We start from the raw sequence: 24717 nt of genomic DNA, 5'->3' as shown, positions 1-24717 counted from the left end.
AGCCCACTCTACGATTTGGGCACCCTCTAGCGAAATCGATTTCAGATCACTACGGTGTCCAGTGACCCCCTCACTCCCGAAAGCGAGGCGCCCGTGACCAGCCCGGATGAGATCGCCATGACCCCCGCCGTCACCGAGGGGCGCTGGGTGCGCCCCGCCTCCGAGCCCGGCGCCGAGCCGCGCTGGGGCCACGACGGCGGGATGCAGATCGGCATCGCCCCGATCCCCGGGCCGCGCGGCCTGCTCCGCGTGTTCACCCCCTACCTCGACCACCCCCGCGAACGCCTGGTGAACTTCATCGCGGTGGAGCCCGTCCCCGCGGGCGCCCCCTCCCGGGGCTACTCCGAGCTCGAGCCGAGCGCCCTCGATCCCGGGCAGAACGGCAAGCGGTTCTGGTCGGCCGACACCGCGGAGGCCGCCGTGGCCGGCGCAACGTCCGCACCGGCCCGTGGCGTGGTCGACGAGGCCGACGGCGTCGAGCGCCTCACCGTCTGGATCGGGGTCGAGCCGTTCGACGACGGGGCCGACGTGCGGGTGCGGGTGAGGTTCCGCGCCGACCGCACGCACGAGGTGGAGGTCGCGGGGTTCGCGAACGAGGGCTCCGTCCCGCTCGACCACCTCGTGCTCACCGCGACCATGGGCAACTGGGCGCGCCTGCGGCGTCTGGAGCTCGCCGACCGCACCGCGTCGCCGAGCGACCTGTGGCCCGGGTTCTCCGGCACCGGGTTCACCGATCATGCACGCTTCGAGCTCTCCGAGCTGCGCCGGGAGGGGGCGGGCGCGGTCGTGAGCGCCACCGGCGACGAGGACGATCCGTGGTCGGTCGCGTATGCGGACGACACCGCCCGCCACTGGCGCTTCCTCGGCCGGCGTGCCCGGCAGACCTGGCGCGTCGATGATCCGCATCCGCAGCTGCAGGCGCTGGTCAACGCCCGCTGGTCGTACTGGGCGAGCGCCTCGGAGATCCCCGGCGGGCCCGCCTACGAGAACTTCGAGATCGTGGAGCCCTTCCGACAGGGCGCCGCCTTCCGGTTCGCGGTCGATCCCCTCTGAGCCCGGCCAGGACCGGACCAGCCTCCGCGACCCCGCCCCTCACGGCCCGTCTATTCGTCGCAAAGTCCCGTTATTCACCCCGAATAACGGGACTTTGCGACGAATAGACGGGGGGGGATATACCACGGAGGGTATCGGGGCGCCGCGGCCGATCAGTCGCGGAACGTCTCGATCGACGCGCCGATCGAGTTCAGGCGAGACCACAGTCCCTCGTAGCCGCGCTCGATGACGCCTACGTTGCGGAGCACGCTGGTCCCCTTCGACGCGAGCATCGCGAGCAGGATCACCACCGCCGGACGCAGCGCCGGCGGGCAGATGACGTCGGCCGCCGACCAGCGGGTCGGCCCGGTGACGTCGAGACGGTGCGGGTCGCGGAGCCGCACGTCGGCACCGAGCCGCGTGAGGTCGGTGAGGTGGATCGCCCGCCCTTCGTACACCCAGTCGTGGATGAGGGTCGTGCCCTGCGCGCCCGCGGCGATCACCGCGAAGAACGGAAGGTTGTCGATGTTGATGCCGGGGAAGGGCATGGAGTGGATCTTGTCCACCGGCGCGCGCAGACGGGACGGATGCACCGTCACGTCGACCAGCCGCGTGCGCCCGTTCGCCCCCAGATACTCGGGCGTGAGGTCGTAGGACAGCCCCATCTCGGCGAGCACGCTCAGCTCGATCTCCATGAACTCGACCGGCACCCGCGCGACCGTGATCTCCGAGCCGGTGACGATGCCGGCGGTGATGAGCGTCATCGCCTCGACCGGGTCCTCCCCCGGCCAGTAGTCCACGTCGACGTCGATCTCCGTGCGCCCGTGGATGCGCAGCGTCGTGGTCCCGATCCCCTCAATGCGGATGCCGAGCAGCTCCAGGTAGAAGCACAGGTCCTGCACCATGTAGTTCGGGCTGGCGTTGCGGATGACGGTCACGCCGTCGCGACCCGCCGCGGCCATGATCGCGTTCTCGGTGACCGTGTCCCCGCGCTCGGTGAGCACGATGCGCAGCTCCTCGTCACCGGGCGCCGACACGCTCGCCCGGTACCAGCCCGACGTGGCGTCGATCGACAGGCCGAACTGGCGCAGCGCGATGAGGTGCGGCTCGACGGTGCGGGTGCCGAGGTCGCACCCTCCGGCGTAGGGCAGCGAGAACGCGTCGTGCTGACCCAGGAGCGGGCCGAGGAACATCAGCACACTGCGCGTGCGGCGCCCCGCGTCGGCGTCGATCGACCCCAGCACGAGGTCCTTGGGCACGATGATCTCGAGGTCCTCGCCGCCGGCCGACCAGGTGGCGGAGACGCCCATGCTCCGCAGGACGTCGATGATCCGGTCGACCTCGACGATGCGGGCGATGCCGTGCAGGGTGGTACGACCCTTGTTGAGCAGGCTCGCGCAGAGCAGCGCGACCGCGCCGTTCTTGCTCGACTTCACGGAGATCGTGCCCTCGAGGCGCCGCTGCCCCTCGACGCGGATATGCTCATTGGGCTTCGACTGCCCCAGCGAGAGGATCTCGTTGCCGAGCGCCGCATTGATCCGGGCCAGCAGCTCCAGGGTGAGGTTCTGTCCGCCCCGCTCGATCCGGTTGATCGCGCTCTGGCTGGTGCCGACCCGGGCGCCGAGCTCGGCCTGGGTGAGCTTGCGTTCGAGGCGCGCCTGGCGGATGAGCCGCCCGGCGGTGCTCAGCATCGATTCGGACGGCTCATCGGCCTCGACGGCGGCCGGCTGGTCCTTCTGCGCGGAGAGAGTCATGCGGCAAGTTTATACCTCTTGTGAGATACGCGGGCCGCGTGCCGGCGATTCAGGCGAAGCGGCGCAACCGCCCCCGCAGCAGCAGTCGGTCACCCGACACCGACCCCGCCCCGGTGAATGCGAGAGCCAGGGCCGCGGCACCGAGCACGGCGACGAACTCGACACCCCCTCCGTCGACCCACAGCCCGGCGGGCAGATGCACCAGGGCGATCGCGCCGACCATGTCGGCCGCGAGCAGCAGCGCGACGGGCCGCGTGAGCACCCCGAGGATCAGCAGCGCTCCCCCGACGAGTTCGAGCAGAGCGATCGCCGGACCGGTCACGGCGGGCAGCGGGGCGCCCATGGCCGTGAAGGCGTCGACGGTTCCGGGAAGGGTGAACTCGAAGACCTTCTGCGCGCCGTGCGCGGCGAAGACGGCCCCCGCGACGATGCGCAGGATCAACAGGCCGATCGAGGTGGTCGTCCGGGGCGGGGTGATGGTCGCGGCTTCGGCGCGAGCGGGCTGGGCGGTGGTGGTCATGTCGTCCGTCTCCTTGTGGCGTGTCGTCGCGGGATGCGGCGGGCGGCTGCCCGCGCACCACGGTAGGCACCCTTCCTTTCCGGTTACTGAGCGTCTGCTCGACTTCACGGCGCGGCGCGGGGCCGCCGGTTTGGCGAACGGCGGAGACGGGTCTACCGTGGTCGGGGTGCGCGCTCCGCGCACAGCTGCCGTCGCGCGTGTCGCGCGACCGAGGGAACGGGAAGCGAGGTGGTGTCCATGTCCGGTGACAGTCACAGTCGCAGACACGATCTCCCCTCCGCTTCCACTCCGCTCCGCTGATCAGCGCGGCGGCCCGATCGCACGATGCCCCGAGCGTCGGCCGGGCCGTGGATGCACGCCGTCTGCGACGCGTGCGCGCTTCCGTGCGAGCAGGGTCCTTCCATGAAGGCACTGCCATGACCCCCAAGCAGCTTCAGCAGATCTCCGAGACCGCCGACACCATGCGGCAGCTCATCTCGCAGGGCGACCTCGCCGGCGCGTCGCTCGCGCTGTCCGCGCTCACCGTGCCCGAGGTGGTCGAGCTCCTCGACCGCCTCAGCATCGAGCACGGCGCGATCGTGTACCGCCTGCTGGCGAAGTCCCGCGCGCTCGACGTGTTCGAGGCCCTCTCACCCGGCGCCCAGGCGGATCTCGTGCACGCACTGCAGAACGCCGAGATCACCTCCCTGTTCGCGGAGATGGACCCGGACGACCGCGTGTGGCTGCTGGAGGAGCTGCCGGCATCCGTCGCCCCGCGCCTGCTGCGCGGGCTCTCCCCGCGCGAGAGGGAGCTCACCGCGGCGGTGCTCGGCTACCCGCAGGACTCGATCGGACGGCGGATGAGCCCCGAGTTCATCACCGCGCATCCGCGACTCACCGTCGGCGAGACGCTCGCGCGCGTGCACGCCGGCCTCGACCACGCCGAGACCGTCTACACGCTGCCGGTGACCGACGCGGGCCGGAGGGTGGTCGGCGTGATCAGCCTGCGCGATCTCCTCGCCGCCGATGCGGACGCGATCGTCGAGGACGTGATGAGCGAGCCCCAGGTGGCGCACGCCGGCGAGGACGCCGAGGCCGCGGCCCGGCGCGCCACCGACTTCGGCCTGCTCGCGCTCCCCGTGGTCGACAGCGAGGAGCGGCTGGTCGGCGTGCTGACCATCGACGACGCGGTGCGGATCCTCAAGCAGGAGGAGAGCGAGGACGCCGCGCGTCAGGGAGGCGTGGAGCCCCTGCGCCGCCCCTACCTCTCCACCCCGATCCGCCGACTGGTGCGCTCGCGGGTGGTGTGGCTGCTCGTGCTCGCGATCGGCGCCACCCTCACGGTTCAGGTGCTCGGGGTGTTCGAGGCGACCCTCGCGCAGATGACCGTGCTGACGCTCTTCGTGCCGCTGCTCATCGGCACCGGCGGCAACACCGGCAACCAGGCGGCCACCACCGTGACCCGGTCCCTCGCACTCGGCGAGGTCACCCCGCGCGACGTGCTGCGGGTGCTGGGCAGGGAGGTGCGCGTGGGCTTCTGCCTCGGACTGCTGCTCGGCACGATCGGGTTCGCCCTCACCGGGCTCATCTTCGAGTGGCACGTCGGCGTCGTGATCGGGCTGACGCTCGTCGCGGTGTGCACGGTCGCGGCGTCGATCGGCGGCGTGATGCCGCTGCTCGCCCGCGCGATCCGCGTGGATCCGGCGGTGTTCTCCAACCCGTTCATCACCACGTTCGTCGATGCGACCGGCCTGATCATCTACTTCCTGATCGCGAAGGCCGTCCTGGGCCTGTGAGCCCCGGCCCGTACGCGGGGCGCCGGGATCAGTCCGGGCTCGCGCTGTGCGGGCTCCAGAGCACGACCTCGGTCGAGCGGCGGATGCGGCGTCCGTTCGGCACCGTGACCACCTGACCGCTCGTCGCTGCCGCGAAGATCCGCACGCCGGGACGCGCCTGCCTCTCCGCGTGCAGCGTCTGCTCGAGCTCGAGGACACGGCCGCGGAGCATCCGCACCTCGTCCTCGAGGTCGAGCAGACGCGCGATCGCCGGAAGGCTCATCCCGTCGGCGGACAGCCGGGCGACCTCGCGGAGCTGCTGGATGTCACGCACCGAATAGCGGCGGGAGCCGCCGCGGGTGCGCCCGGGCACGACGAGGCCGATGCGGTCGTACTGCCGCAGGGTCTGCGGGTGCATCCCCGCATACTCCGCCGCCACCGCGATCGCGTAGATCGGGGCGTCCTCGTCGATCTCGTCCATGTCAGCTCCGCGCCTTCGCCATCAGGTCGGCCCGCGGGTTCTCCTTCGGCTCCGCTTCCTGGAAGCGCTCCAGCGCCTCGCGGGCCGCATCGTCGAGGTGCGAGGGGACAGCCACCTGCAGCTCGGCGAGCAGGTCGCCGGTGCCCTTCTTGGTGGTGATGCCCCGACCCTTCACCCGCAGCACCCGCCCGGAGGGGGTGCCCGGCGCGACGCGCAGCTTCACGGAGTCGCCGTCGAGCGTCGGCACCTCGATCGTCGCGCCCAGCGCCGCCTCGGTGAACGTCACCGGCACGGTGAGGCGCAGGTTCTGCCCGTCGCGGACGAACACCGGATGCGCTCGCACCGCGATCTGCACCACGATGTCGCCCGACTCGCCGCCGTCCGGGGAGGGACGTCCGCGCCCGCGCAGCCGGATCTTCTGACCGTCGGCCACGCCGGCGGGGATCTTCACCTTGAACGGGCGACCGTCCTCGGACTGCAGCGAGATCGTCTCGCCCTTCGCCGCCGTGACGAAGTCGAGCGTGGTCCGCGCGGTGACGTCGGCGCCGCGCTGCGGGCCTCCGAATCCCCGGAACCCGCCGCTCGGCTGCCCGAACCGGCCCGACCCGAACGATCCGCCGCCGCCCTGCGTGAACATCGAGAAGATGTCGTCGAAGTCGCCCTGCTGCTGACCACGGCCCTGCCCGAAGCGGCTGAACACGTCCTCGAACCCGCCCGCGCCGCCGGAACCCGCAGTGAAGCGGGCGCCGGACCCCATGGCGCGGATCTCGTCGTACTCGCGACGCTGCTCGGGGTCGCTCAGCACGGCGTACGCCTCGCTGATCTCCTTGAACGTCGCCTCCGCCTTCGCATCGCCCGGATTCGCGTCCGGGTGATACTTGCGGGCGAGCTTGCGGTAGGTCTTCTTCAGGTCGGCGTCGGACACGTCCTTCGAGACGCCGAGCGTCTTGTAGAAGTCCTTGTCGAACCAGTCCTGGCTAGCCATCGATCACCCCGCTTACTCGGCCGGCACCGCGACGACGACCTTCGCCGGACGCAGCTCCACGTCGCCCAGGCGGTAGCCGACCTCGACGACCTCGAGGATCGTCGAGGAGGTGGCGCCCGGAGTGGGCTGCTGGAAGATCGCCTCGTGCTGCTGCGGGTCGAACTCCTCGCCGGCCTCGCCGTAGGCGACGACGCCGAGGCGCTCCACCACGGTGCGCACCTTCTCGGCGATCACGGCGAAGGGCGAGCCCTCGACGAGGTCGCCGTGCTGCTGTGCGCGATCGAGATCGTCGAGCACGGGGATGAGGCCCTTCGCGGCCTCTCCCTTCGCCCGCTGGATCTCGATGTGACGCTGCTCCTCGGTGCGGCGGCGGTAGTTGGCGTACTCGGCCTGGAGACGCTTGAGGTCGGTCAGGAGCGCGTTCTCGGCATCCTCGACAGGATCACCGGCGCCCTCGGAACCCGCGCCCGGAGCGGGCGCGGCGTTCAGGATGTCGTCGACGGTGAGCTCGTCGCCGTCGTTCCCCGCCCGATCCGGCTGGGGGCCGGAGGCATTGGCCTCCGACCCCTCGCCCCGACCCTCAGCGGGAACGCCGTTGTCGTCGTTCTCGTCGAAGCTCTTGTCGGTCATTACTTCTTCTCGTCCTCGTCGTCGACCACCTCGGCGTCGATGACGTCCTCATCGGAGGCGTCGTCCGCGGCGGGCTGCTCGCCGGCCGGGGCGCCCTGGGCGGCGGCGTCGGCCTGACCCTGCGCGTAGATCGCCTCGCCCAGCTTGGACTGCGACTGGTTCAGCTTGTCGAACGCGGTCTTCACGGCCTCGTCGTCCTCGCCGGCCAGAGCCGTCTTCAGCGCGTCGACGTCGGCCTGCACCTCGGTCTTCACGTCCTCGGGCAGCTTGTCCTCGTTGTCCTTGATGAGCTTCTCGATCGAGTACGAGAGGGTCTCCGCCTGGTTGCGGATCTCGGCCGACTCACGACGCTTCTTGTCCTCGGCGGCGTGCTCCTCGGCCTCCTTCACCATGCGCTCGATGTCCTCCTTCGACAGCGACGAGCCGCCGGAGATGACGATCGACTTCTCGGTGCCGGTGCCCTTGTCCTTCGCGGAGACGTGCACGATGCCGTTCGCGTCGATGTCGAAGGTGACCTCGATCTGAGGGATGCCGCGCGGGGCGGGGGCGATGCCGGTGAGCTCGAAGGTGCCCAGCGGCTTGTTGTCGCGGGTGAACTCACGCTCACCCTGGAAGACCTGGATCGCGACCGACGGCTGGTTGTCGTCGGCGGTGGTGAAGGTCTCGCTGCGCTTGGTCGGGATCGCGGTGTTGCGGTCGATGAGCTTGGTCATCATCCCGCCCTTGGTCTCGATGCCGAGGCTCAGCGGCGTGACGTCGATCAGCAGGACGTCCTTGCGCTCGCCCTTGAGAACACCGGCCTGGAGCGCGGCGCCGACGGCGACGACCTCGTCCGGGTTCACACCCTTGTTCGCGTCCTTGCCGGTCTCGCTCTTGACGAGCTCGGCGACCGCGGGCATGCGGGTCGATCCGCCGACGAGCACGATGTGGTCGATGTCGGCCACCTTGATGCCGGCCTCGCGGATGACGTCCTCGAACGGCTTCTTGGTGCGGTCGAGCAGGTCCTTGGTGAGGTCCTCGAACTTGGCGCGGGTGACCGTCTCGGAGAGCGACACCGGACCGTTCTCGGTGAGCGAGAGGTAGGGCAGGTTGACGCTGGTGCTCGTCGAGGACGAGAGCTCCTTCTTCGCCTGCTCCGCGGCCTCCTTGAGGCGCTGCAGGGCGATCTTGTCACCCGAGACGTCGACGCCGGTCGAGTCCTTGAACTGCTTGATCAGGTAGTCCACCAGGCGCTGGTCCCAGTCGTCGCCGCCGAGACGGTTGTCGCCCGCGGTCGCGCGCACCTGGATGGTGGAGAAGTCGTCGTCCTTGCCCACCTCGAGCAGGGAGACGTCGAACGTGCCGCCGCCGAGGTCGAAGACGAGGATGAGCTCGTCCTCCTTGCCCTTGTCGAGGCCGTAGGCGAGGGCCGCCGCGGTCGGCTCGTTGATGATGCGCAGCACGTTGAGGCCCGCGATCTCACCGGCCTCCTTGGTGGCCTGACGCTCGGCGTCGTTGAAGTAGGCCGGGACGGTGATGACCGCGTCGGTCACGGTGTCGCCCAGGTACGACTCGGCGTCGCGCTTGAGCTTCTGCAGGATGCGGGAGGAGATCTCCTGCGGGGTCCACTTCTTGCCGTCCACCTCGAACGACCAGTCGGTGCCCATGTGGCGCTTGACCGACGAGATCGTGCGGTCGACGTTGGTGACGGCCTGGCGCTTCGCGGTCTCGCCGACGAGCACCTCCCCGTCCTTGGTGAAGGCGACCACCGAGGGGGTGGTCCGGAAGCCCTCTGCGTTGGCGATGACCTTGGGCTCGCCGCCCTCGAGGACGCTGACGACGGAGTTCGTCGTACCGAGGTCGATACCGACAGCACGTGCCATGTGATTCTCCTTGTTGTTGAAGTCCGGTTCGGAAGTTCTGGGTGCGCTCAGAAACCTGAGTCGCGATGACTCAAGGATACGACCGGGACCGGCCCGTGTCAACCCGAAGTTGATACAGGTCTGCTCAACTTTGGAGAACGGTGTGGGGCTCAGCGACCGCCGGGAGGGCCCAGGATCAGCAGCACGGCGAAGAGCGCCGCCACCGCCAGGAGGATCAGCAGCGCCAGGATCCACGGGCGGTGCAGGAACCATCGCATCAGGCGGTCGTGCCAGCGGCGGTCGCGCGGGTCGTCGGTCTCGGTGAGCCGCCAGTCGCCCCCGAGACGGCCGGAGCGGTGCAGCCAGATCTCGGCCGGGATCGTCGCATAGGGGACGATCGCGCTGGCGATGGCCGTGAGCGCCACGCCGACGTGCCAGCGCTGGTTGAGGGCGACGAGGATCGCGGTCGCCCCGTACCCCAGGAAGACGAAGCCGTGGATGCCGCCGGCGAACGTCACCAGCACGGGCGCTCCCCCGACGGCGCGGGCGATGAGCGCGCCGATCAGGAGGGTCCAGGTGATCGCCTCGGCGATGGCGAGCACGCGGAAGAGACGGGCGGGGGTCGTGAACACGGCACTCCTCGGGTCGGGTTCCCTCCAGCCTAGGAAGAAGATCTGTGCCGCATCCGGGCGACGCCTCCATCCTTCGATCGATCTTCCGGCCGTCCGGATCGCCGCGGATGCTGGACATCCCGCCCCGGACCCGCCTAGACTCGGCGGGCACCGGGAAGCGCCCGGGAACAGAGGGAAGGAGCCTCCGATGATGACTGTCGTTGTCGTGCCCTTCGCCGACATCCGTTCCTAGAGGCCGCCGCCGCGGCCTCCGCTTCCTGGAGTAACCGCAATCGTGTCCTTCCTCTTCGCGTCGTCCGACGCATCCCCTTCCGACTCCTCGCCCTTCGACGGCGAGCTCTCCTTCGCCGACGTCACTCTCGGCGAAGGCCAGCGCTGGACCACCTGGCCCGGTGCGACGCCCACCGAGCGCGGCCCCGAGCCGCGACCCGCCTGGGTCGTCACCTCCGCCGGCGCGGTCGACACCGAGCTCGGCATCCTCAAGACCGGCAAGGAGGCCGACGTGTTCCTCATCGAGCGCGCGGTCCCCGACGATCCGGGACAGCGCACCCTGCTGGCCGCCAAGCGGTATCGCGACAGCGAGCACCGCGACTTCCACCGCTCCACGATGTACACCGAAGGGCGGCGCACGCGGAACTCCCGCGACTCCCGGGCGATGGCGAAGAAGTCCGAGCACGGCCGGCAGGTCGCCGCCGGGCAGTGGGCCTTCGCCGAGTTCGACGCGCTGCGCCGCATGTACGGGCTGGGCGCGCCCGTGCCCTACCCCGTGCAGGTGAGCGGCACCGAGATCCTGATGGAGTTCATCGGGCGCGACGGCGCCGCGGCACCGCGGCTCGCCCAGGTGCGCGACGATCGCGCGGCGCTCGAGGACTGCTTCGCGCAGATCGTCGCGATCATGCGGATCTTCGCCCGCGCGGGCTTCGCGCACGGTGACCTCTCGCCCTACAACCTCCTCGTTCACGAGGGGCGGGTGGTGGTGATCGACCTGCCGCAGATCGTCGACACGATCGCGAACCCGCAGGGTCTCGAGCTGCTGCACCGCGATTGCGTCAACGTCTGCGAGTGGTTCTCGCGGAGGCGCGTGGACGCCGATGCGGAGGGGCTCTTCGCAGAGCTGCTCGCGGAATCCTTCGCCTGAGGGGCGGTGACGACGCGCCGTCGCGGAAACCGCCCCGGCGCGCCGTCACCGCCCGTTCACCCGGCACGGCCAGACTGCCACCATGAGCGATGATCGCCAGGTGCCGCGCCCCGAGGCCACCGCGAGCACGGACGCCGTCGGAGTGATCGGCCTCGAGCTGCGCGGCGACGAACCCGCCTCGAGGAAGCAGATCTATTCGTGGGCGCTGTGGGACTGGGCCACCCAGCCCTTCAACAGCGTGATCCTCACGTTCGTCTTCACGGCGCTGTACCTCACCACCGAGGCCTTCCTCCCCGCCGACATCGCCTCGCTCGCCGAGAAGGACCCGATCCGCAAGGCCGCAGAGGCGGGACTCGCCTCGGGTCTCGGTCTCGGCGGCACGATCGCGGGCATCGCGATCCTGCTCATCGCCCCCGTGCTCGGACAGCGGGCGGACGCCGCCGGCCGGCAGAAGCTGTGGCTGGGGATCGGCACGGGCGCCCTGATCCTCTGCATGTTCGGGCTGTGGTTCGTCGAGCCGACGCCCTCGCTGTTCTGGCTCGGCGTCGCACTCATCTCGGCCGGCACGGTGTTCAGCGAGATCGCCGCGGTGAACTCCAACGCGATGCTCATCGGCATCGCCACGCCGAAGACCGTCGGACGCATCTCGGGCCTCGGGTGGGGCTTCGGCTACATCGGCGGGATCGTCGCGCTCACCCTCGTGATCGTCTTCTACGTGTCCGACTGGTTCGGCCTCTCGGCGGACGGCGGCCTGCCGTTCCGTCTCATCGCCGTCGGCTGCGCACTGTGGGCGATCGTCTTCAGCATCCCGATCTTCCTCAACGTGCCGGAGCCCGGGATGGGGCGCCCGGATCGCAAGGTGGGCTTCTTCACCTCGTACGCGGTGCTCGTGAAGGACGTCATCGGCCTGTACCGCTCGCCGGAGACCCGGCCGACCTTCTGGTTCCTGCTCGCCAGCGCGGTGTTCCGCGACGGCCTGAGCGGCGTGTTCGCCTTCGGCGCGATCATCGCGAAGCTCGTCTTCGGGTTCTCGTTCTTCCAGCTGATGATCTTCGGCATCGCGGCGAACCTCATCGCGGGCGTGTCCACGATCATCGCCGGACGCTTCGACGACCGGTTCGGCCCGAAGCGGGTCATCGTCTGGTCGCTCACGGCGATGATCGTCTCGGGTCTCGTCGTGTTCTTCTTCCACGACGCCGGGAAGATGGTGTTCTGGGTGGGCGGGCTCATCCTCTGCGCCTTCGTCGGCCCGGCGCAGGCCGCAGCGCGCTCCTTCCTCGCCCGGGTCACGCCGGCGGGCCGCGAGGGCGAGATCTTCGGTCTCTACGCCACCACCGGCCGGGCCGCGAGCTGGATGGCCTCCGGCGCCTGGACCATCCTCATCGCCCTCACGGCGACCACCGCCACCGGCATCCTCGGCATCATCTTCGTGGTGCTGGTCGGCCTCCTCCTGCTGCTCCCCGTCCGCGAGCGCGTCTGACACCGCGCGGGAATAGGGACGGGGCCGGCGGGGTTCGGGGATTCATGAGCATGACCGCCGCGATCTCCCCCACGACCGACGGGACGCGCGCGAGCGACGATCTGGAACGCGTGCTCGGCGCGATCGAGGTGCACATCCGTCGGCAGCGGAGGTTCGCGATGGAGCCGGGGCGGATCGTCGTGCCGGATGCCGACGCCCTCTCCCTCGTGTACGTGATCTCGGGATCGGTGCGGGTCGACGTCGACGGGCGCGAGCACACCCTGCTCACGGCGGGCGACGTACTGGTGGCGGGAGGCACCGCGACGGCTCTCATCCCCGACGGTGTCGCGTCGGTGCTCGTCTCGGAGCTCGAGCTCGCCGAGTCGGCGGCTCAGATCGCGGCCCTGCTGCCCGAGATCGCCTATGTGCGGGGTTTCGATGCGAGCGAGCCCGCCGCCGCGGCCCTTGCCCAGCACCTGGGCGTCGACGCCGACGTGCAGTGCCCCGACCGCCAGGGCGACCTCGTGATCTGCCGGATGATGGCGACCACCGTGCTGGTCTCGGTGATCCGGGCCTGGACGCGCACCGGCTGCGCCCCCGACGGCTGGCCGTCGATCTCCGCAGACCCCTTCCTCGACCGCGTCGTGGACGCGATCCATGCCGACCCGGGGCGCGAATGGACCGTGGGCTCGCTCGCCTCGGTGGGCGCGATGTCGCGGACGGTCTTCGCCGAGCGTTTCCGCGCGGTGTTCGGCAGCTCCCCGGCGAGCTACGTCACTTCGGTGCGGATGCGCAGCGCTCAGGAGCTGCTCTCGCGCGGGCACGGCGTGAGCACCGTCTCGCGCGAACTGGGCTATGCCTCGGACGAGGGCTTCAGCCGCGCGTTCCGCCGGTACACCGGCATGACCCCCTCCGCCTGGCGCTCCGCGCACTAGGCATCCCGTTCGACGTCTCGTCACGGATGCCGGGAGGCCCGCACACCCGGCGGGCCGGATCCGGGAGAAACCCCCGACATCCGCCCCCCACCTCCCGGCACCCGTACCGCGGGGCACGGCCCCGGACGGGTCAGCGTGCGCGGTTGGAGAGCCCGAAGAGCACGGCCCCGGCGACGAGGAGCGCCGCCCCCGCGGTGTAGACCACCTGGATGCCGATGCCGTCGACGAGCAGACCGCCCAGCCCCGCGGCGGCCATGATCGCGGCCTGGAAGCCCACGACGACGATGCTGCCGCCGGCCTCGAGGCGATCCGGCATCCGGTGCCCGACCCAGGTGTTCACGATGAGCAGCCACGACGCGAAGAAGAAGCCCCACACGAACGCGGCGACGCCGACCGCCCAGGGAGAGCCCGACGCCCACATCACGGCCAGCACGGCGACCGCGATCACCATCGGCGAGACGACCGCGAACACCCGGTAGGTGCGGTCGATCACGAGCCCGATGAGGATGTTGCCGACGAAGCCGCCGATGCCGAAGACCGCCAGCAGCACGATGATCAGGCCGGGCTCGATCGGGCGGCCGTCCTCCTGCACGCGCTCGAGGGCGAGACGGATGTAGGTGTATCCGAGGAAGTGCCCGAGCACCACGAGCACGTGCCCCGCGATGCCGAGCCCGATGCCCGGCAGACGCAGTGTGCCGATGAGGGTGGAGAGGGAGGCGGAGCTCTCGGCCGGCACCCGCGGGAGGAGGATGCGCAGTGCGACCGCGAGCAGTCCGGTCGCGACCGCGGCGAAGACGAACACCGCGCGCCAGTGGGACGCCTCGGTGAGCATCACCCCGAGCGGCACCCCGGCGACCGTCGCCAGGGACGTGCCCGCCGACGTGAACATCACCGCCTTGCCGAGCCGCTCCGGGCCGGCGATACGCGCCGCCACCGTGATCGACATCGCCCAGAACCCCGACAGCGCGGCGCCGAGCAGCACGCGCCCGAGCAGCAGGAGCGGAAGGTTCGGGGCGATCGCGACGATCGCGTTGGACACCGTCGCGGAGGCGGCCATCCAGACGAGCAGGCTGCGGCGGTCGAGGCGCGGGAGCAGAAGCCCGATGGTCGGTGCGACGAGCAGGCCGGTGAGCGCCGTGACCGTGACCATCTGCCCCGCCTGACCGGGGGTCACCCCGAGGTCGGCCGAGATCTCGGTGAGCACACCGCCGGGGAGGAACTCCGCCGTCACCAGCAGGAAGCTCATCGCCATCATCACGCTGAGCGCGCCGTAGCGGAGGCGCGGCGCCGTGGAGGTCGCCACGGGGAGCGGAGCTGTCGTCGTCATGCCTTCAGCCTGACGGACGGTGAGAGCCCGCGCCCGATCAGGCGTCCGGGTGATCCGACCGTTCGTCCGGACGGGCCTCCCAGTTGTCGGCGAGCTTGGTCAGCAGTCGCGCGAGGTCGGCCCTCTCGTCGTCGCTGAACGCCTCCAACGCCGCCGCGAGCCGATCGCGGCGCACGCCGCGGATGCCTCCGAGCACGGCCCGCCCCTCGTCGGTGAGCACGATGCGGGTGCGACGCGCGTCGTCGGGGTCGGCCTCGCGGCGCACCCACCCCTGCTCGACGCCCTGCTGCACGAGACGCGATGCACGGGGCTGATCGACGCCGACGGCTGCGGCCAGCTCGCTCACTCCGAGCGGGCCGGATGCCGCGGCGAGCGCCTCGAGCACGCGCAGCCGTGCCGGGAAGTCGTGCCGCCCGCCGACGTCGCCCATCCAGGAGCCGCGAGCCCAGGGCAGCCCCTGCCCCCAGGCCGCTTCGCCGTGCGGGCCGCCGTGGCGGCCGTGCGGACCGGCGCCTCGGCGGCCGTGCTCCCGGTCGTGCTCGCCGTGCGCGGCGTGCGGATCGTGCGGACGCCAGGGACCCCGGCGCCGCATGCGCGCGAGCGCGTCGGCGATGGCCTCTGCGGAGACGTCGCGCGGGTCGTCCGCGGGGTCGTGGCTCTCGGTTCCCATGCAATCGATTTTACATGTGACTTGACATGCATCCACATTGCATGTCATTCTGCATATACATGCAACATGACAAGTAAAGGACTCCTCATGACTGAGAACACGGACAACACCGAGAACATCCGCCCCGAGCATCCGCTCGGCTTCTGGATCACCGCGATCGACCGGCTCACCGCCGAGCGCTTCGCGGCAGCCTTCGAGCACGAGGGCATCACCCGCCGCGACTGGCGTGTGCTCAATGCGATCGCCGACGGCGACCGCGGCGCCGGCCACTCGCCCGCCGCTCGCGGACTGGCCGCACGCGGCTGGATCCAGTGGTCGGCCGACCACTGGGAGCTCACCGACGACGGTCGCGCAGCCCGGGAGCGCCTCGGCGTCGTCGTCGAGGGCATCCGCGCGCAGGTCGCCGAGGTCGTCACCCCCGAGGACTACGCGGCGCTGATGCGCTCGCTCGAGGACATCGCCCGCGCCTTCGGCTGGGAGGAGGGCAAGCCCCTCCCCCGCAAGCGCCGGCGGCACGGTCGCGACGACCACCGCGGCGACGGGCACGACGGACACCGGCGCCACGGCTTCCCCGGACGCCACGGCTTCCCCGGACGCCACTTCGACGGACGTGGCTTCGACCGCCGGGCCGGGGACGACGGACCCGAGCGCCACGAGCACGGCTGCGCGCACCACGGACGGGGACACCGCGACGACGCCCGCGAGGGCCACGCCGACGACCGCCGCGCCTGGATGCAGGCGCACGGCGGACACCGCCGCGGCCCCCACGGTGCGCAGGTGCACCACATCCACATCCACACGCACGGCTGACATGGCCGTCACGCCGGAGGGGTCCGGTCGCGAGCACTCCCCGTGCTCCGCGGCCGGACCCCTCCCGTCTCAGCGGATCACCTCTTCACAGGGTGCCCGGTGAACGTCGTCGCGGCCGAGGCGGCGGTGTCCCACCACTTCTGGGTGACCGACACGGTCATCGGCGGGCGCACCGGACGGTCGAGCGAGACGCGCCAGGTGCCGTCCTTGCCGACGGCCGCCGTCGCCGGAGAGGCCAGCCGCCCCTTGCCCGTCACGGTCAGCGAGATCTCGGCGCCGGCGACTCCCGTGCCCGACACCGTGGTCTTGTCCGCGCCCAGCACGGCGGTCGGCGCCGGCGGCGGGGAAGAGACGGTCCCGGCCGCGGCGTCCTGCATCCCGATCAGGCGCTTCGACCAGGAGTAGTCGCTCACCGAGATGGTGTCGTCTCCGGCGGCCTTGCCATCGCGTTCGGTCGCGTAGGAGAAGATGCCACCCTTGGTCGCCCCCTGGGGCTGCCACCGGGCGTACTGCGCCGCACGGGAGGTCTCGAACGGGTCGTTCGTGTCGCCCCACCGCGCGCCGCGCTCCTCGTAGAAGGAGAAGCCGATCATGTACTGGCACGGCTGGAAGTACGGGGCATAGGAGTCCCAGGTTCCCTGCAGGCTCGACACGCTGCGACCGTAGGACTGCACGAGCACGTACGACACGTAAGGCGCGATCCGCGCGGTGAGCGGGTGCGTGCCCGACTGGTTCGTGTCGTAGACGAACAGCCGGTCGCTGCCCGACTTCGGCCCGATGCTCTTCGAGAGCGCGGCGAAGACCCCGGCGGCCCGGTCGACCTGCGCCGGGGTGAGGGAGCGCTCCATGTCGACGTCGAGCCCGTCGAGCCCGTCGCCGTCGACGTACTTCTCGAGGATCCGGTCCGCCGCCGCCTGGTAGGCCGCAGGAGTGTCGGCCGTCGGCGCATCGAGGATCACGCCGATGTCGACGGTGCGGACGAGCTTGGTCCCCTGCGCATGCAGGTTCGGCACGTACTCGGTGCGCAGCACGTCCCAGAACTCCGAGTCGTCGCTGACGTAGGCGTTGAACACGAACGCGACGTCGACGCCGTGCGGCAGATCGTCCATCCGGGTCTCGTTGACGCCGGGGTTCTCGGGGGCCGTGTCGTCGCCCGGCCAGCTGGCGTACTTGTCCCGCCAGGTGCGGTAGTAGGCGAAATACTGCGGATCGGACGAGCACTGCGCGCTCGAACCGGGCGTCGGCGCCGGGGCCGTCTCGGCGACGGCGGCCGCACCGCCTCCGAGGACGAGGCCGGACAGGACGAGCCCCCCGGCAGCGAGCAACGACATGGATCTCTTCATCGTGTTCCCAACTCCTTCGTCAGACATCAGCGCTATAACGCTTTAGTGGACGGTAGCAAAGACCGTCGGAGCTGTAAATACCCTGTACATATATCGCTCTAGCCGCCTGGTGCCCCGTACGACGAAGGGGCGGATGCCCGCATCCGCCCCTTCGTCCGATCCGCCGGTCAGGCGCCGGTCGACCCCGCGTCGGTCACGCCGACGTCGGTGCGGTGGAAGTTCTGGAAAGACCGCGACGCGGTCGGGCCCCTCTGCCCCTGGTAGCGGTTGCCGTAGGGGCCGGATCCGTAGGGGTTCTCCGCCGGCGACGTCAGCCGGAAGAAGCAGAGCTGCCCGATCTTCATCCCGGGCCACAGCTTGATCGGCAGGGTCGCCACGTTCGCGAGCTCGAGCGTGACGTGCCCGGTGAACCCGGGGTCGATGAAGCCCGCGGTCGAATGCGTGATCAGACCGAGCCGGCCCAGCGACGACTTGCCCTCGAGGCGCGCCGCGATGTCGTCCGACAGCGTCACCTGCTCGAAGGTCGCCCCCAGCGCGAACTCGCCGGGGTGCAGCACGAAGGGCTCGTCGGGGTCGACCTCGATCAGCCGGGTCAGCTCAGGCTGATCCTCGGCGGGGTCGATGAATGGGTACTTGTGATTGTCGAAGAGGCGGAAGTAGCGGTCGAGGCGCACGTCGACGCTCGACGGCTGGATCATCGCCGGATCGTGCGGGCTGAGCGCGATGCGGCCGGAGGCGAGTTCGGTGCGGATGTCGCGATCACTGAGAAGCACGCGTTCAGCCTAACGGTGGGAGCGGATCCTGCGGATCTGCGAGTCCCAGCCGATGCGCGAGGATCACCGCGTGGATGCGATCGCGGGCGTCGAGCTTGGTCAGCACGCGGCCGACATGGGTCTTGACCGTCGACTCGCTCAGATAGAAGCGCCGCGCGATCTCGGCGTTGGTGAGTCCCTGCGCGATCGCGAGGAAGACCTCCCGCTCGCGTTCGGTGAGCGCCGTCGTCGGATCCGCCGAGGACCCCGCCGTCTCGGCGGGTGCCGCGGCCACCTGGTCGAGCAGGGCCCGGGTCGCCCGCGGCGCGAGGGCCGCGTCGCCGCGATGCACCGCGCGCACCGCGGCGACCAGCTCGTGCCGCTGGGCGTCCTTGAGCAGGAACCCGCTCGCACCCGCGCGGATCGCCCCGAAGGCGTACTCGTCGAGGTCGAAGGTCGTGAGCACCAGCACCTTGACCTCGGGATGCGCCCTGGTGATCTCGCCGGTCGCCGCGATGCCGTCCATCCCCGGCATCCGCACGTCCATGAGCACCACGTCGGGGCGCAGCGCGGCGGTGCGGGCGACGGCCTCTCCGCCGTCGTCCGCCTCTCCGACCACCTCGATGCCGTCCTCGGCCTCGAGCACCAGACGGAATCCCACGCGGATCAGCCGCTGGTCGTCCACGAGCAGCACCCGGATCGGGTCAGTCATCCGGCTCCTCCTTCTCCGCGGACCCCTCCGCGGGCGGGGCGCCGGGTTCCTCCCGCTCCGGCTCCCCCTGATCGTCGACGGGCAGCTCGGCCCGCAGGATCCATCGTCCTCCGCCGATCGCCCCGGAGCGGAACGTCCCGCCCAGGTGCGCTGCGCGCTCGGCGAGGCCGCGCAGGCCGAAGCCGGGCTCGCCCATGGCGGTGACGACCCCGTCGTTGCGGACCTCGACGACGAGGGGATCGGCGGCGTAGTCGACCAGCACGTCGATGGATGCGGCGGACGGCGCATGCCTCATCGCGTTCGTCACGCCCTCCTGCACGATCCGCCCGATCGCGAACGCGAGAGCCGGCGCCACCTCGTGCGCCCCAGCGGTCCGGAGCGTGACCGCATAGCCCGCACGGCGTGCGGCGTCCACGGTTTCCTGCGGGGAGATGGGCGCGGACGGCGCGAGAGGCGCATCCCCGTCCCCGTCGCGGAGCACGCCCAGCATCGACCTCAGCTCGGTGAGGGCGCTGCGCGCCGTGGCGGCCGCGGCGTTCGACGCATCCCGGGCCCGGTCCCGATCGGGGGTCGCCGCCGCCCCCTCCGAGAGCGCCACCACCACCGTGAGCGAGTGCGAGACGATGTCGTGCATCTCGCGCGCGATCCGCTCCCGCTCGGCGGCCGCCGCCAGCTGCGCATGCTGATCGCGCTCGACGAGCAGCTGCCGCGACCGGTCGATCACCGCCTCGAGGTACCGCTTGCGGTTGCCGACGTTCACACCGATGAGGGCGCCGAAGAGCCCGACCACCGCCTCGCCCACGATCGTGTTGATCGCGATCTGGAAGGGGATGACGCCGCTCCAGGAGAGGGTGAGCGCATACAGCGTGAGCGTGCCGAGCCCCACGCCGAGACCGATCCAGCAGGCGCGCGACGAGCGGTAGACGGCGAGCGCATAGCTGGTGGCGAGCAGCAACGGCCCGCCGGTCGGCACGGGTGCGTAGAGATAGGTGGCCGAGGCGACCAGCGAGGCCGTGAAGGCGACCGTCGGCCACTGCCGGCGGCGCAGGAGCAGCAGGCAGGCGAGGAACACCGTGACCGGGATCGCCACCGCCCCGAAGCGGCGCAGCGCCTCCCTGGCCGGATCGTCCCCGCTGCCGAAGGAGCCCAGCGTGCCCGCCGGCAGCACCGAGAAGACCAGGCAGAGGAAAGCGATGATGATGTCGGCGAGCACGGGGTGCCGCGCCCAGAAGCGCCGGATGACCCCGGGCGGACGCGGCAGCCGCAGCTCCTCGTCCTGCCGGATCGAGGGGCTGCGGCTGTGCGGGGTCGACACGGCCTCGACTCTACGCGTCGCGGGTGCGCAGCACGGCCCAGGCCGCCAGCATCCCGGCCACGATCCAGCCGCCGAGGGTCAGGTAGGCGGTGAGGATCTCCCCGCCGTCTCCGCCGTTCATCGGCGAGGTGGTGATCACCTGCGACGCGGACATCGGAAGGTAGTGGCTCGCGTCGAGGATCCACCGCCAGGCCTCGCCCGCCATCGCGAACATCGACGTGACGATCGGCAGCACGAACAGCACGCCGACGGTGGCGGCGATCGCGCCGGCGCCCGAGCGGAGCACGAAGCCGAACGCGACGCCGATGAGCGCGAAGACGGCCATCGAGAACGACGCCGCGAGGATCGGGGCGAAGGTCCCGCCGAGGTCGGTCCAGTCGATCTCTCCGGGCTTGCCCATCAGGATCGGGGACACGACCACCGCCGCGACCGTGAAGATCACGAACGAGGCGAGGAACATGAAGAGGGCGAGGACGACGGCCTTCGCCGCGAGCACTCCCCCGCGCACGGGATCGGCGGCGAGCGTCGAGCGGATCATCCCCGTCGAGTACTCGCCGGTCACCGCGATCACGCCCAGGATGCCGGCGAGCAGCATCGTGAACTGGATCGGCATGACCACGATCTGGAGGCCCTTGACCGGGGAGTCGCTGAGCGACATCGCCGCGAGCATCGCGATGCCGATCGTGAGCACCGCGGTGATCGCGATCGCCCACCAGGTGGAGCGGAGGGTGGAGAGCTTGATCCACTCGCTGCGCAGCGACCGGAAGAAGGTCAGCGTGTACGGCGACTCGACGCGCGTGGTCCGCGCGGTCGCCGGTGCGGTCTGGACGGTCATGCGATCTCCTTGGTCTTGTACTCGACCGAGTCGCCGGTGAGCGCCAGGTAGGCGTCTTCGAGCGAGCCGGTGGTGGGGGTCAGCTCGTGCAGCGGGATGCCCCGGTCCGCGGCGAGGTCGCCGATGCGGGAGGCGGGCAGCCCGACGACGTCGAGCGTCTCCGGTCCGGTGTTCACGATCTCGACCGACGGGCCCGCGACCAGCGCGGCGAGGTCCGCGGCGCGCGGGGTGCGCACGCGCACGGTGTTGACCGTCCAGGCGCGGACGAGCTCATCGAGCGGAGCATCCGCGAGCACCTTGCCGCGGCCCAGCACGATCACGTGATCGGCGGTCTGCGCCATCTCGCTCATGAGGTGGCTGGACAGCAGCACCGTGCGCCCCTCCGAGGCGGCGTGACGCACGAACTGCCGCACCCAGCGGACGCCCTCGGGGTCGAGGCCGTTGACCGGCTCGTCGAGGATGAGAGTGTGCGGGTCGCCGAGCAGGGCGGCGGCGATGCCGAGACGCTGGCCCATGCCGAGCGAGAACTTGCCCGCCCGCTTGCGCGCCACGGACTGGATGCCCGCGAGCTCGATGACCTCGTCGACGCGCGACGAGGGGATGCCGTGGGTGGCGGCCATCGCGCGCAGATGGTTCCGCGCGGTGCGGCCCGTGTGCACGGCCTTCGCGTCGAGCAGCACCCCGACCTCGGTGAGCGGCGCCCGCAGCTTGCGGTACTCCTGCCCGGCGACGGTCACCCGTCCGGAGCTGGGCCGGTCGAGCCCGACGATCATGCGCATCGTGGTCGACTTGCCCGCGCCGTTCGGGCCGAGGAAGCCGGTGACCATCCCGGGCCTGACCGTGAACGACACGCCGTCGACGGCGGTCTTGTCTCCGTACCTCTTGCCGAGGCCTTCTGCTGTGATCATGCCTTCGACGCTACGGATCGCCCCGGGGCGGCCGCATCGGCCGGTCGGATGATCCTGTGCGCGGACTATGGCACCGTGGTGCCATACGCGGTGCCGGGCGCAGGTTTGTTATGCTGGCCAGGCACCATCTCGGGGCTGTAGTTCAATGGCAGAACTTCTGCATCTGATTCTTCTGCCCACATGACTCCATTGAGATCCATGCTTGAGCACCGTCTCGCCAGTGTTTTCTAGGGCGCGACCCCCATCTGAGTCCACTCGGGCCCAACCGCTTCCATGTGAGCAAAACGCCGCGTTTACGCTCAAAGCGCGGCGTAAACGCGGCGCAATCAGATCTTCCCGTTCGGTGGTCCGCGGCGGTCTGCTGCGGCGCGCTCGATCCACGCGTTGTAAAGCCGCTCGCACGCCTCTTGAAACGCGCTCGAAGGGGTATCACTAGTCTTTCCGTCCACGACCCTCACACCGCGCATCCCTGACAACTTCCGCACCCAGTGGCATCGCGCACTCGAAGGGACGCGGTTCGAGGGGCGCACGCCGAAGGAGTTCCGCGCCACCGTTGCGACGTTGCTGCGCGACGCCGCAGGGATCGAAGCGGCGCAACACCAGCTCAACCATGCGAGCCTGCTCACCACCGAACAGAGCTATGCGGTCCCTGTCACAGTGCTCCCGGATCACACATCTGTCCTGGAACAGTTCGACATCCTTGCCGACTGAAAGCGCGGCGTTTCCGCGGCGTTTGGCCATCTACCATCCAACCGCTAGACTCGCATGGTCGATCTGGCCGCGTAATTCCGCGGGTCGATCGGAGTGGGGCTGTAGTTCAATGGTAGAACTTCTGCTTCCCAAGCAGACAGCGCGGGTTCGATTCCCGTCAGCCCCTCCACCTCCTCTCGCAGGGCGTCCGCACCGGCCCGGTGCGTTCCCGTCCGGACGCCCGGAAGCCTGCGTACGCAGGGCACCGGGCCGATGGGAACGCACCGGGTCGGTGATCTCCGCGGCTGTTTCCGGCCGGGTCAGGCTCCCGGCACCTGGATCACCATGGTGTTCTCCAGAGCCGGCCCGCGCCACACGGCCGGGCGCGGCGGCGTCTGGCGATCCCTGATCGTGGCGCGCAGCACCAGAGCGTTCTTGATGTTCTCCAGACCGAAGTGCGCCGTCGGCGCATCCGTTCGCGGGTTGCCCTCGGATACGGAGATGGCGGTCTTCGCCGCGGTCACATCCGTGGCCCCGCCCAGGTACACGCCGAACCGCGGCGCGTCTTCGATGGTGTTGTCGGCGATGGCGATGTTCCGGTGTGCCCGCGAGACACCCGGGGTGTACGCCGCCGTGAAGTGCTGCAGCATGATCGCCGCGGAGGACGACGGCCACGGCACCAGGGTCTGGTCGAGGCACACGCGCCGGATCGTGTTCCCGGTCACCACGAGGTTCTCCGATCCGATCGGCCCTTCGCCGTAGGCGGTGTCGTTCGCGATCCAGATCCCCCAGTTCGTGAGGTCGCTCAGCCGGTTCCCGGAGATCACGCCGTCACTCGCCTTCATGCGCACGCCGAGCCCGCGGGACTCCTCGATGACGTTGTCCTTGATGACGAAACCGGACCCGCAGTAGGAGCGATTGAAGACGTCGTCACCCGCGCTCGCACCGGGCACGGCGGAGGCGATCGTGACCGTCAGGGGCGCGGCGGAGCGCGGATCGCCCTCCACGGCGACGACCCGGGCACGGCCCCGCAACGTGCCGTCGGAGGAACGCACGATCTGCAGCGTGTCCCCCACTCCCACCTCGGACGCTCCGCCGGCGAGCGCGAGCCGCGTTCCGGAGCCGTCGAGGGACTGCAGCGCGCGCAGCTGGGAGTACACGTTCATGCCGTCGTCGTGCAGGCGGGCGAAACGATTGCCGATGACCGTCGGCCCTCGGCGACCGCCGTGATGGTGATAGCCATCGGCGTTCGAGCTGATCCATCGCCCCGATCCCGTACGGACGTCGACGACCGTACGGCGCAGTACCGTGGCCTCGGAATTGTTGGAGATCACCGCGGCGCCGGGGGCCGCGTGGATGACGAGATCGGTGAGCGTGGTGTCCGCCGCCTGGTGGAGTGCGATCCCGTTGCGGTCGCCGCGGTAGCCGGTCACGAAACCGTCGCCGACCGCGATGTCGGAGATCCGCCCGCGATGAGCGGGGTCGACGGTGATAGTCCACCGTCCGGCGGCGTCGGCCTCAGCCGGGTAGGAGATCGCGAACGTCGACTGGACGCCCCTCTTGAAGATCCCCGTCGACGCGTCGTGGAGCGTGCCGTATCCGGCGCCCGCGAAGAGGCGCCGATCCTCGAGGGACGGGAAGCCCGGCACGAGCTCGAGCAGGAAGGTCCCGGCGACCGCGTCGACCGCGCGCACGACACCCTGGGTGAAGGGCGGCGTCTCATAGTCGAGCGTGATCCCCGACACGGTGATGCCGGTCGCTCGCGTGATGGCGATGCCGCCCTTGTGAGGATCGAGCATGAGCAGCTCCGTCGCATCGCCGACGAGGGCGATGCGAGCGGTCTCCGCGACCTCCAGGGCATACCAGGACGGCGTCCCGTCGTCGCCGATGCGATAGGTGCCGCGCCGGAACAGCACCCGTGCGGAGTTGCGGGCCGAGGCTGCCGTCCACGCCTTCGCGTCGGCGATCACCTGCCGGATCGCCGGACCGCTGTCCGCCGCGCCCGGCATCGCTCCTCGGGCCGAGACGGGGAAGTCCTTCCTCGTCGTCGGCGGCGCGGCCGCCGCGGCGGGCGCCGCCCCGCCGAGCACGGCGAGACCCCCCGCGCCGACGGCGGTGCCGACGAGCAGCGTGCGGCGAGACAGTTTCGGGTCTTCGTGGTTCATGGACAGCCTCCATCGTCACGGCGACGAGC

The 24717-nt window shown here is 70.5% G+C and carries 23 protein-coding genes and 1 tRNA gene; 8 read left to right on the top strand and 16 right to left on the bottom strand.

The features are described 5' to 3' along the window. The first annotated feature begins 93 nt into the window (after nt 1–93). Nucleotides 94–1053: a hypothetical protein gene (locus ABWO84_RS04340; RefSeq protein WP_353112890.1), complete on the top strand. Its 960-nt coding sequence runs from the start codon at nt 94–96 to the stop codon at nt 1051–1053. 152 nt (nt 1054–1205) lie between these two features. Here the strand turns inward: ABWO84_RS04340 and ABWO84_RS04335 are convergent, their stop codons facing one another. Together ABWO84_RS04335 and ABWO84_RS04330 are read right to left on the bottom strand one after the other, a co-directional pair. Continuing rightward, a complete protein-coding gene (locus tag ABWO84_RS04335) occupies nt 1206–2786 on the bottom strand; it encodes a carboxyvinyltransferase (protein ID WP_353112888.1) in 1581 nt (526 codons plus the stop codon). A gap of 49 nt (nt 2787–2835) precedes the next feature. Then, nucleotides 2836–3306, bottom strand: a complete 471-nt coding sequence (locus ABWO84_RS04330; protein ID WP_353112886.1) for a DoxX family protein — start codon at nt 3304–3306, stop codon at nt 2836–2838. A 416-nt stretch (nt 3307–3722) separates the two neighbouring features. Here ABWO84_RS04330 and mgtE point away from each other — a divergent pair, with 416 nt between their 5' ends. After that, nucleotides 3723–5081, top strand: a complete 1359-nt coding sequence (gene mgtE, locus ABWO84_RS04325) for a magnesium transporter (RefSeq protein WP_353112884.1) — start codon at nt 3723–3725, stop codon at nt 5079–5081. A 28-nt stretch (nt 5082–5109) separates the two neighbouring features. Here the strand turns inward: mgtE and ABWO84_RS04320 are convergent, their stop codons facing one another. The 5 genes from ABWO84_RS04320 to ABWO84_RS04300 form a co-directional block, all read right to left on the bottom strand. Continuing rightward, nucleotides 5110–5541, bottom strand: coding sequence for a heat shock protein transcriptional repressor HspR (locus tag ABWO84_RS04320; RefSeq protein WP_353112882.1), 432 nt, complete (start codon nt 5539–5541; stop codon nt 5110–5112). A 1-nt stretch (nt 5542) separates the two neighbouring features. Next, nucleotides 5543–6526, bottom strand: coding sequence for a DnaJ C-terminal domain-containing protein (locus tag ABWO84_RS04315; protein ID WP_353112880.1), 984 nt, complete (start codon nt 6524–6526; stop codon nt 5543–5545). Nucleotides 6527–6538: 12 nt separating this feature from the next. After that, entirely contained in the window at nt 6539–7156 is a 618-nt protein-coding gene (locus ABWO84_RS04310; RefSeq protein ID WP_353112878.1) for a nucleotide exchange factor GrpE, read from the bottom strand. Beyond that, nucleotides 7156–9018 (bottom strand): molecular chaperone DnaK, encoded by a 1863-nt coding sequence (dnaK, locus tag ABWO84_RS04305; protein WP_353112876.1) that lies wholly within the window; start codon nt 9016–9018, stop codon nt 7156–7158. The genes ABWO84_RS04310 and dnaK overlap by 1 nt, the downstream gene beginning before the upstream one ends. Nucleotides 9019–9167: 149 nt before the next feature. Beyond that, complete coding sequence (locus ABWO84_RS04300; protein ID WP_353112874.1) at nt 9168–9629, bottom strand: DUF3817 domain-containing protein; 462 nt, start codon at nt 9627–9629, stop codon at nt 9168–9170. Between the two features lie 274 nt (nt 9630–9903). Between ABWO84_RS04300 and ABWO84_RS04295 the strand changes: the two genes are divergently transcribed. From ABWO84_RS04295 to ABWO84_RS04285, 3 genes are all read left to right on the top strand, one after another. Next, nucleotides 9904–10767, top strand: a complete 864-nt coding sequence (locus tag ABWO84_RS04295) for a serine protein kinase RIO (protein ID WP_353112872.1) — start codon at nt 9904–9906, stop codon at nt 10765–10767. A gap of 82 nt (nt 10768–10849) precedes the next feature. After that, nucleotides 10850–12247 carry an MFS transporter gene (locus ABWO84_RS04290; RefSeq protein ID WP_353112870.1) on the top strand — a complete coding sequence of 466 codons (1398 nt, stop codon included), beginning with the start codon at nt 10850–10852 and terminating at the stop codon, nt 12245–12247. A gap of 44 nt (nt 12248–12291) precedes the next feature. Next, complete coding sequence (locus ABWO84_RS04285; protein ID WP_353112868.1) at nt 12292–13161, top strand: AraC family transcriptional regulator; 870 nt, start codon at nt 12292–12294, stop codon at nt 13159–13161. Between the two features lie 130 nt (nt 13162–13291). On the opposite strand, the gene ABWO84_RS04280 is transcribed toward ABWO84_RS04285, so the two are convergent. Together ABWO84_RS04280 and ABWO84_RS04275 are read right to left on the bottom strand one after the other, a co-directional pair. Next, entirely contained in the window at nt 13292–14488 is a 1197-nt protein-coding gene (locus ABWO84_RS04280) for an MFS transporter (RefSeq protein WP_353112866.1), read from the bottom strand. Between the two features lie 37 nt (nt 14489–14525). After that, nucleotides 14526–15158 (bottom strand): MarR family winged helix-turn-helix transcriptional regulator, encoded by a 633-nt coding sequence (locus ABWO84_RS04275; protein ID WP_353112864.1) that lies wholly within the window; start codon nt 15156–15158, stop codon nt 14526–14528. Between the two features lie 87 nt (nt 15159–15245). Here ABWO84_RS04275 and ABWO84_RS04270 point away from each other — a divergent pair, with 87 nt between their 5' ends. Further along, nucleotides 15246–15968 carry a MarR family winged helix-turn-helix transcriptional regulator gene (locus ABWO84_RS04270; protein ID WP_353112862.1) on the top strand — a complete coding sequence of 241 codons (723 nt, stop codon included), beginning with the start codon at nt 15246–15248 and terminating at the stop codon, nt 15966–15968. Between the two features lie 77 nt (nt 15969–16045). On the opposite strand, the gene ABWO84_RS04265 is transcribed toward ABWO84_RS04270, so the two are convergent. The 6 genes from ABWO84_RS04265 to ABWO84_RS04240 all read right to left on the bottom strand — a co-directional run bounded on the left by ABWO84_RS04265 (nt 16046) and on the right by ABWO84_RS04240 (nt 21833). Further along, a complete protein-coding gene (locus ABWO84_RS04265) occupies nt 16046–17299 on the bottom strand; it encodes an EndoS/ChiA family endoglycosidase (RefSeq protein WP_353112860.1) in 1254 nt (417 codons plus the stop codon). A gap of 179 nt (nt 17300–17478) precedes the next feature. Continuing rightward, a complete protein-coding gene (dcd, locus tag ABWO84_RS04260) occupies nt 17479–18084 on the bottom strand; it encodes a dCTP deaminase (protein WP_353112858.1) in 606 nt (201 codons plus the stop codon). 4 nt (nt 18085–18088) lie between these two features. Then, nucleotides 18089–18775, bottom strand: coding sequence for a response regulator transcription factor (locus ABWO84_RS04255; RefSeq protein WP_353112856.1), 687 nt, complete (start codon nt 18773–18775; stop codon nt 18089–18091). Further along, nucleotides 18768–20090, bottom strand: coding sequence for a sensor histidine kinase (locus ABWO84_RS04250; protein ID WP_353112854.1), 1323 nt, complete (start codon nt 20088–20090; stop codon nt 18768–18770). Before ABWO84_RS04250 ends, ABWO84_RS04255 begins: the two co-directional genes overlap by 8 nt. A 10-nt stretch (nt 20091–20100) precedes the next feature. Next, on the bottom strand, nt 20101–20925 hold the full coding sequence (locus tag ABWO84_RS04245) for an ABC transporter permease subunit (protein ID WP_353112852.1): 825 nt from the start codon (nt 20923–20925) through the stop codon (nt 20101–20103). Next, nucleotides 20922–21833 (bottom strand): ABC transporter ATP-binding protein, encoded by a 912-nt coding sequence (locus tag ABWO84_RS04240; protein ID WP_353112850.1) that lies wholly within the window; start codon nt 21831–21833, stop codon nt 20922–20924. The genes ABWO84_RS04245 and ABWO84_RS04240 overlap by 4 nt, the downstream gene beginning before the upstream one ends. A gap of 561 nt (nt 21834–22394) precedes the next feature. Between ABWO84_RS04240 and ABWO84_RS04235 the strand changes: the two genes are divergently transcribed. Beyond that, nucleotides 22395–22544 (top strand): hypothetical protein, encoded by a 150-nt coding sequence (locus ABWO84_RS04235; protein ID WP_353112848.1) that lies wholly within the window; start codon nt 22395–22397, stop codon nt 22542–22544. A gap of 95 nt (nt 22545–22639) precedes the next feature. Further along, a tRNA-Gly gene (locus tag ABWO84_RS04230) sits at nt 22640–22713 on the top strand. A 130-nt stretch (nt 22714–22843) separates the two neighbouring features. Here ABWO84_RS04230 and ABWO84_RS04225 read toward each other — a convergent pair. Further along, nucleotides 22844–24688, bottom strand: a complete 1845-nt coding sequence (locus ABWO84_RS04225; protein WP_353112846.1) for a right-handed parallel beta-helix repeat-containing protein — start codon at nt 24686–24688, stop codon at nt 22844–22846. Nucleotides 24689–24717 lie beyond the last annotated feature (29 nt).

The sequence above is a fragment of the Microbacterium sp. genome (assembly GCF_040394595.1).
Lineage (GTDB): Bacteria > Actinomycetota > Actinomycetes > Actinomycetales > Microbacteriaceae > Microbacterium.
Note: the sequence above shows the minus strand (reverse complement) of the source record. Positions and strands in the feature narration are given on the sequence as shown.